Source organism: Citrobacter sp. wls619, assembly GCF_005281345.1.
Lineage (GTDB): Bacteria > Pseudomonadota > Gammaproteobacteria > Enterobacterales > Enterobacteriaceae > Citrobacter.
This window is the reverse complement of sequence record NZ_SZXJ01000045.1, coordinates 24,090-38,176: the sequence shown is the minus strand read 5'-3', so window position 1 is coordinate 38,176 and position 14,087 is coordinate 24,090. Positions and strand designations below refer to the sequence as shown.

Below are 14,087 nucleotides of genomic sequence, written 5' to 3'. Positions count from 1 at the left end.
CGGTTGGCATTTTGTAAATCTACCGTTAACCTGATAGCGGACTTCCCTTCTGTAACCACAATGGAACCTCGTCATGTTTGAGAACATTACCGCCGCTCCTGCCGACCCCATTTTGGGCCTGGCTGATTTGTTTCGTGCCGATGACCGCCCGGGGAAAATAAACCTCGGAATCGGTGTATATAAAGATGAGACAGGCAAAACGCCGGTACTGACCAGCGTTAAAAAAGCCGAGCAATATATCCTGGAAAATGAAACTACCAAAAACTATCTTGGCATTGACGGTATTCCAGAGTTTGGTCGCTGCACTCAGGAATTACTGTTTGGTAAAGAGAGTGCACTGATTAATGACAAACGCGCACGTACAGCGCAGACCCCTGGTGGTACGGGTGCCCTGCGTGTGGCCGCTGATTTCCTGGCAAAAAACACCAGCGCAAAACGCGTGTGGGTCAGCAACCCAAGCTGGCCGAACCATAAGAGCGTATTTAATTCAGCTGGTCTGGAAGTGCGTGAATATAACTATTACGATGCGGCAAACCATTCACTGGACTTTGATGCGCTGCTGGCAAGCCTGGCTGAAGCACAAGCTGGCGACGTCGTATTATTCCACGGCTGCTGCCATAATCCGACCGGTATTGATCCGACGCTGGAGCAATGGCAAACGTTGGCTCAGCTGTCTGTCGACAAAGGTTGGTTGCCACTGTTCGACTTCGCCTACCAGGGCTTTGCTCGTGGTCTGGAAGAAGATGCAGAAGGTCTGCGCGCATTCGCCGCGCTGCATAAAGAGCTGATTGTCGCCAGTTCCTATTCCAAAAACTTTGGTCTGTACAATGAGCGTGTAGGCGCCTGTACGCTGGTCGCTGCCGATGCAGAAACCGTTGACCGTGCCTTTAGCCAGATGAAATCGGTCATTCGTGCGAACTACTCCAACCCACCGGCACACGGTGCCTCAGTTGTCGCGACAATTCTGAGCAACGATGCGCTACGTGCTATCTGGGAACAGGAACTGACTGACATGCGCCAACGCATTCAGCGCATGCGTCTGCTGTTCGTCAACACGTTGCAGGAGAAAGGCGCAAACCGCGATTTCAGCTTTATCATCAAACAGAACGGTATGTTCTCATTCAGCGGCCTGACGAAAGAACAAGTTCTCCGCCTGCGTGAAGAGTTTGGTGTTTATGCTGTGGCCTCAGGACGCGTGAACGTAGCAGGAATGACGCCAGACAACATGGCGCCGTTATGCGAAGCGATTGTCGCTGTTCTGTAATCTATCGCACACAAAAAAGGCCGCAGTCGCGGCCTTTTTATTTATCTGTAGTGTTACCAGACCGGCATTTCATCCTGCAGGAACGGGTTATGCTGCCGCTCGTAACCCAGCGTCGAGAGTGGTCCGTGACCCGGAATAAACGTCACGTCATCACCCAACGGTAAGAGTTTACGTTTGATAGCGTCAATCAATTGGCTGTGATCTCCGCGTGGGAAATCGCTGCGCCCTACGCCGCCTTTAAAAATCACATCACCGGAAATCAGTAACTTTGATTGGTCATCAAAGAAGACGACATGCCCTGGCGTGTGACCCGGGCAATGCAACACCTGTAAGGTTACGTTGCCGATGCTAATCCGATCGCCTTCGTTAAGCCAACGATCGGGCGTCAACGGCTCACAATCACCCAGGCCAAACATACGGCTTTGCGCAGGTAGCCCCTGCAGCCAGAACTCATCTTCTTTTTCCGGCCCAATAACCGGTACACCGTAATGCTGTGCCAGTTCTGCCGCTGCACCAACATGGTCGAGATGACCATGAGTAAGCAGGATCTGCATGAGCGTCAGACCGCTGGCATCGACTTCCTGTTTGATTTTCTCGGCATCACCGCCGGGATCGACCAGTGCGGCCAGACGCGTCTGCTCACACCAGATTAGCGAGCAGTTCTGGGCGAATGCAGTGACCGGAATAATACGATAGTTCATACAGCTCCTGTTTCATTAAGCTTACGGATCACCAGTGCCGTGCGGGCCCGGTGTCAATATGCACAAAGTTACTGCTGGGGTAGTATCCTACACCACCTGCGCGCATAGATAACGCAGCTTTGCGAATATTACTTAATGCGATGCCTTCAATATGGAAATCCATGGCCTGGCCTTTCGTGTGGTAGCTTTTCTTTGCCACACCACGACTACGTGCACGGAGTTCGTTATTGGTATCGATGGAGCGATAGCCGGAGATTAGTTGTACGGGTTTACGCGTACCCAGCAGTCCCTGCAGACGGAAGAGTTGATCAAACAATCCTGGGTCGATGGATTTCACTTTATTCGCCCGAAAGTCACGGAAAAAGTGATTAAGTTTTGCTAATTCGTCCTGAATATAGCCCCTGCCATCAAAAAACTCTGCTTTAATTGACTCACCGGTATGCAGGTTATTCAGCGTCAATATACGCGGACGTGGGGTGGAGAGTGTTGCAAACGCAGGCGTGGGCAGGATGGCAGCGCCGAGGGCAATGCCACCAAGCGCCAGCAATTTGCGGCGATTAGCGTCAAATTTGTCCATGGTATTAAGGTCTACAGGTCAATGTTATCGTATGTATGCTCTAGCGCACGCGGGAAACCTTATCTGGCTAAGTAGTCCACGTCAAGGCTCCCAAACCCAGGAAATACGGGGCTTACAGCCATCCTGCCCCGTTTTCGTCATAACTTACGACAATCATTTTCCTCGAACTGCTTCATTTATCTGATTAATTGCTCAGCTTTCGACATGATTTGTGCGCTGGATCGCGCTGTCTGATCGTAATTGTAAATATCTGTTCGATACTGCGTACGTCCATCGCTTCCGACAAAGGCAGTCAGATAATACAGGTTGACCGGAATATTCTGGCGAATATTGACATACCGCGTATCCCCTTGCTTCAGGGCATCCGAGATGCGCGTATCATTCCAGCCAGCATCCTGCAGCAGCATATTCGCCAGTTCCGAGGCCTTATTCACGCGCACACAGCCAGAACTTAGCGCCCGAGTATCCTTCTGGAACAAATTATGGTTTGGCGTATCGTGCAGATAAATGGCATCAGAACTCGGCATGTTGAATTTATAGCGCCCCAGCGAATTACGCGCGCCCGGTGCCTGCTGGAAGCGGAACGGCAGATTCGAGGCGGTGATGGTAGCCCAGTCAACCTGCCACGGATCTATCGTCTCTTTGCTGTTCCAGCCGCGCATTACAGTATACCCGTGACGCTCAAGGTACCCCGGATCGTTCCACAATTTAGGCAGTATATCCTTACGCGCCAGCGTCGGCGGCACGTTCCACGGTGGGTTTACAACCACGTTATTCAACGCGCTGCTCATCATCGGCGTTTTACGATCGGGACGTCCGACGATAACACGGGAAGCCAGTACCTGATTACCATTCTGGTAATAGACCAACGAGTACGCGGGAATATTCACCATGATGCCGGTAGACAACTCACTCGGCAGCAGGCGCAAACGCTGAATATTAAGCGCCAGCACGCCTGCGCGCTGAGCAGGCGTGACATTCAGCCAGTCGCGGGTTGCAGGGCCAATCGTGCCATCGGCCCCCAGCCCCTGCCATGTCTGAAAACGTTTCACCGCGTCAACAAGCTCGCGATCGTAGGCGCTACGCCCTTCTTTGGCAGACGTGCTGACACCGGCGTTCAGCATTCCGGTGCGGCGCAGAATTTCGCGCAGTGCCGGGATATCATTACTCCATTCACCGGGGCGCAACGTCGTGGTGCTGGTTAACCGTGGCCAGGGTCGCGAATCCCCCACCAGCTTCAGCAGCGACTCATGCATCACAGTATACTGTGGATGCTGAGGTGTAAGGCTGGTGATAAATGAAGTTAGCTGACCGTTGTCCAGCGCCACCTGCCATTGGTTAACAACGGAGAGCGGTGGCGTTGCCAGTGCATAAGGCTTATCGCTATAGAGCCAGCGGCTACCTTTGACGGGGATATTTGCAATGAAGTGGAGATAGCCCATCATCGCATCAGAAAGCACAGTATCACGTGCCAGACCTGTGACTGCCGGGTCAGTCAGTAACGCAACCCAGGCGTTAAACTGCGGCTGAAAACCGGCAATCGCCACCTCGGCTAACTGTTGTTGAAAGGCTTTTACCGCATCACGATTTTCCCACATCGGTTTCATTTCGCGTGCGGCATACAGCAATTCCAGTTGGCTCATATAAACCGGCGTATAGCCTGCTGGTAGCTGAGATTGCAACTCAGCGCGGGCTTTGTCCACAGATGTGCCATCGGGCAGAGACTGAATTCCTGCCATCACACCTGTCGCGTAAGATTGTACCTGCGGTTGCGATAACGCTGTAGGCTGTTCGCTGACGGCCGCAGAGCTGTCGCCAGGAATCATTTCAGGCTCATCAGCCTGCGCATTGAACAGTGGAGCGAATGTTACGGCCAGGCACAAACTGATTGCCGACAGCCGACGACCACACATTTTATTAAGCAACATCCCTTGCCCCCTGTTTTCTTTATCATACTTTGAGTAGCCAGACCGCCTGTATTCCCCGTTATTCTCACGGGAGCGGGCCTGTAAAACGCCAATACATTCTGAAGTATGACGAGCAAGCCCGGTGACGCGTTAGGCTTACCTTCAGTATATAAACATCAAATCATTTTTGCCTAACCTAATGTAAAGAAGTCTAAAGAAATTACACCAGGTATCATGTGTATGTCGGAAAAGAAAAAGGCGGCTTTAGCGCCGCCTTTTTACTTAGCTTGCCTGCGAAGAGGCATCTTCTATCCCAGGTAACGGCTCAGGTAACTGAGGGGCAAAACCACGCAGACCCACCACGTGAACGTGTTCGGTGTTCTGGAAGACTTTACGCACCAGTTTGTAGGTTGTGCCTTTCTCCGGGCTGATGTTTTCCGGCGCTGCAATAATCAGCTGCATCTGCAAACGCTCGCACAGTTCAAACAGGGTTGCGATGGAGCGGGCATCGAGTCGTGCGGCTTCATCAAGGAACAACAGGCGGCATGGCGAGATATCTTTCCCACGCAGTCTGCGTCCTTCATCTTCCCAGCTTTGAACAACCATCACGAGGATCGACATCCCGGTCCCGATCGCTTCCCCTGTAGACAGCGCGCCCGATTCGGCACGCAGCCAACCGTCAGAACCACGGTTAACCTCAACTTCCATTTCCAGGTAGTTGCGGTAGTCGAGCAGTTCTTCGCCAATGGTTTGTGGCGTACGCTGTCCCATGTCGATCTGCGGATTAAGACGCTGATACAACTTCGCCAGCGCTTCAGAGAAGGTCAGACGGTTGCTGTTAAACAGATCCTGGTGCTGTTCATGCTGCTCGGACAGGACATCCAACAAAGTCGCGTGCGTTTCACGCACATTTACGTTCAGACGAACGCTGTTTACCTGACCGAACGACACGCTTTGCAGACCCTGGTTCAACATACGAATACGGTTCTGCTCACGCTGAATAGTCTTACGGATGATGTTCGCCACGCTGCGAGAGCTGATCGCCAGCTTCTGTTCGCGGGAAGTTAACTCTTCCGTCAGACGGCTCAGCTCAATCTCCATCTGCTCGATGGCTTCGACCGGATCGTCTGTACGGATGATATCCTGACGAATACGTTCACGCAGATGCTGGTAGACCGCCACAAAGAACTGGATTTTACGTTCTGGTCGTTTGGGATCTTCAGACATGCGCAGCACATCGCGCAGATGCTCGTTATCCGCCACCGCCAGACGCAGCGCACCAAGCGCCTTATCCGACATCGAACGCAGCTCATCACCGGAAAGATAAGCCAGCTCGCGACGGTGCAGGCGACGTTCAACGCCGTTGTCTTTTACCATCCGCATCACGGCACACCAGCCGGCTTTCGCGGTCACCACCTGCTCACGCATTTCATGGTAATCGCGCTCAAGCTTGCGCAATCTGCGGGTCAGGTTTTCCATCTCTGCTTCGCAGAAGGTTAGTGCTTTTTCCAGTTGATTACGGCGAGCACGGTTATTACTGAGCTGCGCATGCAGTTCATCACGACGAATACGCGCACGTTCTTCCGCACCGCTATCAGCACGAACGCCGATATCCTGCAGTTCGCGTTGTAAATCGTTCAGCAGCTCTTTCTTGGTGTCATAAGAGCTTTTCAGCGAGGCCATAACCTGATTGTACTGGCTCAACTGCGCGGCATGGCTGCGCAAAGCTTCACGAGCACGGGTACGTTCAGCCTCCGCGTGTTCCAGACGCTCACGCAGTTTCTCATTCAGATCGCTGTTACCGCTGAGCATTTCGGCGGAGTCGGAATAACTAAAATGCGCCCGACGCTGTACGACTTCGGTCAGCGCAAAGGCCTGCTGACGTGCATCACGCTGCATCTGCTGAGAATACGCGTAGTCTTCTTTCAGCTGTTCAAACTGCTCTGGGTCATTTTGCAGAACGGAAACCATCGGTTCCAGTTTGGCCAACTGATTACCATGTTGTTGAATAAAACGCGCCGCTTCCTGCGCTTCATCCAGGCGTTCGCGAATTTCGTCCGCGCGATCGGCTAATGTGTCATCCGCCAGCAAATTTAAACGCGGCAGCAGGCGGTTCAGGGCAGAAACACCTTCTTTCGCTTGTTCAAACTGCGTACGACTTTGCTGGTTATCATTTTCATGGTTGGTGAGCGCACGTTCGAGCTCAACGCGACGGCTGTTCAACTGACGAATTTCGGCTTCTGGATCGGCCTCAAACGCTACCGACAGATGGCTGCCGATAAAGCGACTAAATGCCTGATGCAGACGCTGGGTTTTCTGTACGTCGAATGAAAGCGTCGCAAAACGTTCAGACAGCCCCTCACGCTCAGCGTGCAGCGTTTCGATACGGCTTTCACGCGCGGCACGACCAAAAATCGGCACCGTTGGGAAGCGGGAGTAACGCCACTGGCGCTCGGCGGTTTTCACCACCACCGCTTTTTCAAGTTCATCGACGCTGAAGACGCTGTCATCAAACGACTGCGGGTCCCCTTCGATGAAGTAGAGGTCTTCCGGGCAATCCGTCAGCCCATCAAGTTGCTCAGTAATCAGCGACAAATCCGGCACCACGATGGCATGCCGCGAAGGGCCATACAGTGCAGAGAAGTACGGCGCATCTTCGAGGCTAACATCGTCATAGATTTCAGACAGCAGCACGCCGCCAAAACGTTCCGCCAGTGCGTTCAGACGCTGATCTTCCGCCCCGCCCGGCTGACTTAAACGTTCAATTTCTTCATCAACTGCATTTTTACGCGCACCGACTTCATCGCGTTCAACAATGGCTTCACGCTCGCGCTCCAGCAATTGCTGCAAATACTCGGTCACGTCCTGGCTGGAGGTAAACTCTTCACCGCACTGTTCGCTCAGTTGATTCAGGCTATTTTGCGCAGCCAGCCAGACCGGCGCGCGTTGCATTAAATGCTGAATACGGGATTGCAGCTGTTCCTGTTCCTGACGCAGCGCCATCCGCTGTTCGCTGGCAGACGATACGCTGTCAGACAAGGCGGCAATGCGCGCTTCCAGCTCCTGATGCAGAGCCTCAAGCTCATCGATATCGAAATGCTTACCCTGACGTTTGCAGAATTCAGCCAGCAGACGCTCGGCTTCCTGCTGTTCGCGCAGACGCTGTTCCAGCTCGCTCAGACGCATGCGCAATGGCTGAACTTGTTCCGCCAGATGACGTTGTTCAACACCTTCACGCAGCAGCTCACGTGCGACGCTCCAGGCCTCACCACGCGCCAGTGGGCCATTGATAGCCGCCACCAGCTGATAAGCCTGCTCGAACTGGCTGTGCGCAGTTTGCGCCACGCTCATTTTTTGTTCCAGCGTCAGCAACTTCTCGGTCGCTTCCTGCTCTTTGACCTGGAAGGTTTCCAGCCATTCCGCGGCACTGTCTGCGGTGAGATCCGGTAAATGGCAAAGCTCTTTGGCTCGGCTCAGCGCCTGAATCGCCTGAGTATACTGGATGGCTCGCGTTTGCTGAACGTCCAGCGCCTGCTGGTAATCGGCCAACTGGCTTTTCAGCTCATCCACTTCCAGCTCGGCGGCTTCCGCACGGGCTTCGTTTTCATCCTGGCGGTCAACGGCTTCCGCAACCACCTCGTTTTGTTCTTCGAGACGGACCTGCAGTTCTTCGAGATCCGCTTCATAGCGTTCAATCTTTTCCTGCTGACGCAGCGCAGTTTGCACCAGATTCAGGTGATCGCTTGCCGCCTGATAATCGGCTTCAAGATCGCCTTCTGCGCCGTTATGCTCACCCAGCTCGCGCGCCATATCTACGTGCTTATACTGCTCAGCCGCCAGCTGCTGGCGCGAGGTGTACAGTTCACGACGATATTCCAGCGCTTTGTCGAGGTGAATACGACGTTCATTAGCGTGGCGCATATAGTCTGCTGCCACATAGTTGGTCGCTTCGCTGATCAAATGCTTAAACAGGTCACGATCTGACTGGGTGACGCGAATGGCTTCCAGCGTCATACGGTTTTCACGCAGCGCCGCTTCCATATCCTGGAACGCTTTACGCACGCCGCTGTTTTCTGGCAGCAGGTAATCGCGCAGCGAGCGGGTAATGGCGCTGGAGATACCGCCGTACAGCGAGGCTTCAATCAGGCGATAGAATTTACTACGGTCGGACGCAGAGCGCAGACGACGGGCAATGATGCCCAAATCGAACATCAACGAGTGATAATCGGTGATCGAGTTAAACTGCTTAAACTGCACACCTTCCATCTCATCAAGCTTCTCTTTCAGCTCGGCGAGAGACAGAACGCGAGCCTGGCGTTCGTTCAGGGTTTCCGTAACCAGTTGGGTTGGTTGCACCGACATCGGCAACCCCTGAATCGCAAACGGTTTGATGTCCACTTTACGATCGCGCCCGGCAACCTGCTGCAGACGCACGCCGACGACCACACGCTGATGGCGCGAGTTGAGCACGTCAAGCATCGAGTAACAGACACCTGCTTTCAGCTTTCCGTGCAGACCTTTATCGCGTGAGCCGCTGGTTGCACCGGCTTCGGTGGTATTACGAAAATGCAGCAGGGTTAAATCCGGGATAAGCGCTGTAACGAATGCCGCCATGGTGGTGGATTTACCCGCCCCGTTCCCACCCGACAGCGTGGTAACCAGCTCATCAAGGTCAAACGTACGAGCAAAAAAACCATTCCAGTTAATCAGCGTAAGTGAGCGAAATTTACCGCGTTCAATCATTATTCTTCCTCTCCACTGTCCGGCTGATTATCTTCTGGCTCATCATTGAGCTGCAGGTGGTTCTCGACCGACATCGCCTCACCATCACGAATTAAGCGACGCTGCGCTTCGCGTGGATCGTCGCCGCTGCGCACATCCGCGCCAAAGCGGAACACAGACTCCGTAATACGGAATTTGCTGCTGTCGTGGCCCATAAACCACACCATGCCTAAACGGCGCAGGCGGTTAAGTGAAGAGCGTACCTTTTCCTGTAGCTTCTGGCGGTCAACGTCTGAACCGGTTGAACGGTTGTTCACTAGCTTCAGCAATTTGGCTTCATCAGCCAGCGTTAGCAGCTCGTCATACAGTTCTTGCTGGGTAAAGATCCCTTCATTCGCCAGACGTTCCGGGCTGAGATAGAGATAGCAAAGAATTTTACCGACCATCATGTCCAGTTCAGACAAGACCGAGCGCGGAATAAGCGTGGTTGAACGCGGGCGTAGATAGAAGAACCCCTCCGGCGCACGAATCAATTCCACGTTATAGCGGCTGTAAAACTCTTCAAAATACTCCTGAAAATCCATCAGGAAGGCATGATTATCCAGTTCATCCAGGCCGATATGGCGACCCGAACGTAAGGCGCTATCCAGCGCCGGAAATAACGGATTCGCCAGCGCCTGCGCCAGCTTGACCGGCATCACTTGTTCAATATTTGTCAATGACATGCGCCTGTACCTTGGCTCCGTAATCATTAATCGGCTGCCATTTGGCTGGCAGTCCGGTGAAGTCTGCTTGCGCTACGCCAAGACGTACCGCCTGATCGATAACAATACGCGCAACGTCGAAGTGACGCGCACGTGGGTATTGCGCCAGATACTCGCGCACGACCAATCCGAGATCCAGTGGCGTTTGTCTGGATTTATAGATAGCCAACTGTTCTTCGATAATTGCCGCCAGCTGTTCGCGGATCTCGTTAAATTCTTCATATTCCAGGTCAGCGGGCAACTCGCCAGTGACCTCTTCATCACGCAGCACCATCTCTTCATCACGCATATCCAGGAGACGATCGGCATTGGCGTAGGTCAACGCCCACGGATCGTCAAAATAGCTCTGGACAGACTGACGTAAACGCTGGGCAAAGACGCGATTTTTGTCCATATCAATAGCGGTACGAATAAACTTGTGCACGTGACGATCATAGCCGATCCACAAATCGATCGATTGCTGACCCCAACTGATAATACGGTCGAGCTTGCTTTGCAGGTCGAACACCAGCCTGTCGACGAAATGCAAATCGTCATGCGCCATCGTTGCGTCCTGAATGCGTAACAGGTTCGCCTGCAGCTTATCGCCTGCGGCTTCCAGCGTATCCTGCAGCTCACGCAGCGTACCAGACGTTTCAGACAGTAGCATTTCACAGCTGGAAATTGCCGCCCGCCAGTCTTTGTTCAGCAACTGTGCGATATCGTCTTTTACCTGCTGCTGCTGCTCATCCATAATGCGCTGAGTCAAATCGATACTGTCGAAAATTTCCGCTACCGAATACTTCAATGGCGCATAGACGTTGCGGTGCCAGTGGAATTCATCTCCACCTTCCGCAGCGGCATCTGCCGCGCGCTTCAGCTCACCAGCAACAATCGACAACTGCATCGACAAACGCAATGTAGAGAATTCACGCTGGCGAATATAGTAATCCGTAATGCCAATCCCCAGCGGCGTTAAACGATAAATAGCGTTACCTTCCGCTAGCTCGCTGGTAAAGCGGTTCAGCAGACGTTGACGTACCATATCGTTAATCGCGTTATTGGCGCGAACACCGATGGTTTCGCTGGTTTGCTCAAACGCATCACTCACATGGCGGAACGCATCCACCAGCTCGCCTTCGCTCATCTCACCGTCAAGTCGCTCACCGTTCAGCGTGGCTACCGCCAGCAGGAACGAAAGTCTGTCTACCGGCAGAGAGATGGAGAAGTCATTTTTTCTGGCCCAGGCAACCAGTTCGGGGACTGTCTGGGAAAATTCACTCATAGGTTATCCTTGCATCTGCGGTTTGCGCGCGGTGACATGAATATAGCGGCCAAGGCTGATATACGGCTCCTGGCGGCAATAGCGCGTTTCTAACTCAAGTAACATTTCATAACCGTCACGCTGTTGATGCTTATCTCGCAGATAATCATGAAACACGCGTACGCCTGTCTTACCGGTTATCTGCCAACCGATCTCTTCCAGCCACTGATAAACCTGTCCTGGTTCACGCGGATAGTCTGGTGAAAGCGTACGTTTTTTACGTTTTGGCATCCCAACCTGCACATAGTCAAAATTCCCTGCGACCATGTTGTGCATCAGCAGACCGTTAGCATTGTAGAACATTAACGATAACGCGCCGCCGGGACGTAATACCGACCACAGGGTTTGCAGCACGCAAACTGGTTCAGCCACCCATTCCAGCACAGCATGAAACAATATCAGATCAACCGGGCTTTCCAAATGCGCAGCAACATCCTGAGCGGCGCATTGTATGAAATGCATGTTTCCGCTCACACCTTTTGCCTCTGCTGCCTGTTGCGCACGGGCGATCATCTCACCGGACAGGTCGCATAATGTCACGAAGTGACCGCGCCCCGCCATTTTGATGGCCGTTTGCCCTTCGCCCCCCCCCGCATCCAGAATACGTAATTTCTGTTCACCGAGCGTGGGCAGTAAGCGATCCAAATCCTGCCAAAGAATAGCCTGTCTTAATTGACCTTTGGTGGTGCCGTAAATGTTACGGGAAAACTTCTCTGCAATGTCATCAAAATTGCGATCCCGCATCGGGCTCTCCACAGGCTGGCTTTAGGGCGACTAAGTAAAACCGCTATTTTGTCACACCCACGCCGAGAATGAACCTTCCTGGTGTAATATCGGTGCAGATCCCCTGCTATATGGTTAAAAAAGGAACCAAAAAGGATGCTTTTTACGCTGAAGAAAGTGATTGGCGGTATGATGCTGCCGCTTCCGTTGATGCTGCTTGTGATGGGCATCGGCCTGGGGTTGATCTGGTTTAGCCGCTTTCAGAAAACGGGGAAAGTGTGTATCAGCCTGAGTTGGCTCGCACTTTTACTGCTTAGCCTGCAACCTGTCGCCGATCGTCTGCTGAAACCGCTTGAAGACAGTTATCCTACCTGGCAGGATACGCAAAAAGTGGAATACATTGTGGTGCTGGGCGGCGGGTATACCTGGAATCCGCAGTGGGCGCCAAGTTCTAACCTCATCAATAATAGTCTTCCGCGTCTGAATGAAGGTATTCGTTTGTGGCGAGCGAACCCCGGATCGAAACTGATTTTTACCGGCGCTGCCGCGAAAACCAATAACGTCAGCACGGCTGAAGCTGGCGCTCGCGTGGCGCAGTCGCTGGGCATCCCCCGCAGCGAGATCATTACGCTGGATAAACCTAAAGACACCGAAGAAGAAGCGACCGCAGTAAAACAGGCCATTGGCGATGCGCCGTTCCTGCTGGTGACATCCGCATCACACTTACCGCGTGCGATGATTTTCTTCCAGCAGGCCGGACTGCATCCTTTGCCTGCACCCGCTAATCAACTGGCTATCGATTCACCGCTCAATCCGTGGGAGCGAGCAATTCCTTCGCCTGTCTGGCTGATGCATAGCGATCGGGTTGGTTACGAAACGTTGGGACGCATCTGGCAGTGGCTGAAGGGATCGGAACATTGACAGAAATGCTGCCTGATGGCGACACTCACGCGTCTTATCAGGCCGGCGTGTTCAGCGCTCAATTGTAGGCCGGATAAGACGCTCACGCCGCCATCCGGCAAGGCCGCAACCGGATATTCAGGCAAGCCAGGGCAGCAGAGATTTAGTCGCCAGATCAAAGTTAGAGCGGCTAAAACGCCCGGTATTGACCAGTTGCGCAACCTCATCCCACAACACATATAGCCAGCGCCGCCAGATAAATGATTCCGCCACCGGCGCGCGTTGTAAATATTGCCACAACAGGCTTTCCGCCAGCGCATTGTCCATTAAGCGGAACAATTCATACTCTCTCGGCGCCCACAGCATTAAGCCTGGCCCCACCATCGCCAGAAGCTGATCGCTACGGGCATCTTTGAGCATACTGCGTAAACTGAAATTACCGTGGATCAGTACGCAATTATCATTAAAGCCTTCAAACAAGGCGGGTAAGCATTCTCGGGTACGAAACAAAATCCGCTTGTCCTGCATCGTCAGTCCGGTGTTGTTGAACTGGTTTAACGTGCTCCATAGCACTTCAACACGCTGCCGATACCAGGATGGCCAGAGATTCTCTTGCGTATTGTCCACCGCCCCCACACAGCCACGACTGTCCTGACGGTGCCACGACAATAAGCCTTCCACGATCTGATCTTTTAAATGCTCCCAGCGTTCCGGGGTTCGGGCAGGCGCTTCTACCGGCACACCGCGTAAACGTTCAAGCAACAGGACATCAGGGCCGGGGTGCTCTTCGTGCGTTAAGACCCCATAAATGACTGGCATACGCACCGTCCCGCTGCGTGCCAGCATGGTGGTTTTCCATGCTAACTGCTGCGCCATCCCCGGTGTGGTGAAACTTCTCGCCATCAGTGGCATCGGATTTCCCTGGCTGTCATACAGTGACCACAGGGCCGTATCCACTTTTTCATTTACGCATTCAATACGACTGAGTTTTTCACCCAACAGATGGCTGAGTTCGGCACGCAACTGTTCCATTTCAGATTGCCCTCATAAATGCTACTGCTTTCATAATGAGCGTCGTGCAGACAGATGTCACCCGGATGAGATCAATTGATGAAAAGAAAAGTGGAGGAAAAGCGTAACGATACGATACGCCTCCCAAAAATACGCGTCATACTTCAAGCTGCAGGTGAGTAAAGCCTCCTGCAACTTAAATTATTCAGCGAACC

The 14,087-nt window shown here is 53.0% G+C and carries 10 protein-coding genes; 2 read left to right on the top strand and 8 right to left on the bottom strand.

Annotated features, from left to right (window positions below; translation table 11 throughout):
• Positions 1-73: 73 nt before the first annotated feature.
• On the top strand, positions 74-1,264 hold the full coding sequence (gene aspC / locus FDX19_RS11700) for an aspartate transaminase (protein WP_137382832.1): 1,191 nt from the start codon (positions 74-76) through the stop codon (positions 1,262-1,264).
• 53 nt (positions 1,265-1,317) lie between these two features.
• Here aspC and FDX19_RS11695 read toward each other — a convergent pair whose 3' ends face one another.
• The 7 genes from FDX19_RS11695 to cmoM all read right to left on the bottom strand — a co-directional run bounded on the left by FDX19_RS11695 (position 1,318) and on the right by cmoM (position 11,982).
• Entirely contained in the window at positions 1,318-1,965 is a 648-nt protein-coding gene (locus FDX19_RS11695; protein WP_137382831.1) for an MBL fold metallo-hydrolase, read from the bottom strand.
• 28 nt (positions 1,966-1,993) lie between these two features.
• A complete protein-coding gene (locus FDX19_RS11690) occupies positions 1,994-2,542 on the bottom strand; it encodes a YcbK family protein (RefSeq protein WP_003831948.1) in 549 nt (182 codons plus the stop codon).
• A 176-nt stretch (positions 2,543-2,718) separates the two neighbouring features.
• On the bottom strand, positions 2,719-4,470 hold the full coding sequence (ldtD, locus tag FDX19_RS11685; RefSeq protein WP_137382830.1) for a L,D-transpeptidase: 1,752 nt from the start codon (positions 4,468-4,470) through the stop codon (positions 2,719-2,721).
• A 261-nt stretch (positions 4,471-4,731) separates the two neighbouring features.
• A complete protein-coding gene (mukB, locus tag FDX19_RS11680; protein WP_137382829.1) occupies positions 4,732-9,192 on the bottom strand; it encodes a chromosome partition protein MukB in 4,461 nt (1,486 codons plus the stop codon).
• On the bottom strand, positions 9,192-9,896 hold the full coding sequence (gene mukE / locus FDX19_RS11675; RefSeq protein ID WP_137382828.1) for a chromosome partition protein MukE: 705 nt from the start codon (positions 9,894-9,896) through the stop codon (positions 9,192-9,194). The genes mukB and mukE overlap by 1 nt, the downstream gene beginning before the upstream one ends.
• Positions 9,877-11,199 (bottom strand): chromosome partition protein MukF, encoded by a 1,323-nt coding sequence (gene mukF / locus FDX19_RS11670; protein ID WP_137382827.1) that lies wholly within the window; start codon positions 11,197-11,199, stop codon positions 9,877-9,879. Before mukF ends, mukE begins: the two co-directional genes overlap by 20 nt.
• Before the next feature lie 3 nt (positions 11,200-11,202).
• Positions 11,203-11,982, bottom strand: coding sequence for a tRNA uridine 5-oxyacetic acid(34) methyltransferase CmoM (gene cmoM, locus FDX19_RS11665; protein WP_137382826.1), 780 nt, complete (start codon positions 11,980-11,982; stop codon positions 11,203-11,205).
• Positions 11,983-12,117: 135 nt separating this feature from the next.
• Here cmoM and elyC point away from each other — a divergent pair, with 135 nt between their 5' ends.
• A complete protein-coding gene (gene elyC, locus FDX19_RS11660; RefSeq protein ID WP_137382825.1) occupies positions 12,118-12,882 on the top strand; it encodes an envelope biogenesis factor ElyC in 765 nt (254 codons plus the stop codon).
• Positions 12,883-12,999: 117 nt separating this feature from the next.
• On the opposite strand, the gene FDX19_RS11655 is transcribed toward elyC, so the two are convergent.
• Positions 13,000-13,893, bottom strand: a complete 894-nt coding sequence (locus FDX19_RS11655; RefSeq protein WP_137382824.1) for a YcbJ family phosphotransferase — start codon at positions 13,891-13,893, stop codon at positions 13,000-13,002.
• Between the last annotated feature and the right edge of the window lie 194 nt (positions 13,894-14,087).

Coding starts and splice junctions, on each gene's coding strand:
- aspC (WP_137382832.1), top strand. CDS start 74: ATGTTTGAGAACATTACCGCCGCTCCTGCCGACCCCATTTTGGGCCTG.
- FDX19_RS11695 (WP_137382831.1), bottom strand. CDS start 1,965: ATGAACTATCGTATTATTCCGGTCACTGCATTCGCCCAGAACTGCTCG.
- FDX19_RS11690 (WP_003831948.1), bottom strand. CDS start 2,542: ATGGACAAATTTGACGCTAATCGCCGCAAATTGCTGGCGCTTGGTGGC.
- ldtD (WP_137382830.1), bottom strand. CDS start 4,470: ATGTTGCTTAATAAAATGTGTGGTCGTCGGCTGTCGGCAATCAGTTTG.
- mukB (WP_137382829.1), bottom strand. CDS start 9,192: ATGATTGAACGCGGTAAATTTCGCTCACTTACGCTGATTAACTGGAAT.
- mukE (WP_137382828.1), bottom strand. CDS start 9,896: ATGTCATTGACAAATATTGAACAAGTGATGCCGGTCAAGCTGGCGCAG.
- mukF (WP_137382827.1), bottom strand. CDS start 11,199: ATGAGTGAATTTTCCCAGACAGTCCCCGAACTGGTTGCCTGGGCCAGA.
- cmoM (WP_137382826.1), bottom strand. CDS start 11,982: ATGCGGGATCGCAATTTTGATGACATTGCAGAGAAGTTTTCCCGTAAC.
- elyC (WP_137382825.1), top strand. CDS start 12,118: ATGCTTTTTACGCTGAAGAAAGTGATTGGCGGTATGATGCTGCCGCTT.
- FDX19_RS11655 (WP_137382824.1), bottom strand. CDS start 13,893: ATGGAACAGTTGCGTGCCGAACTCAGCCATCTGTTGGGTGAAAAACTC.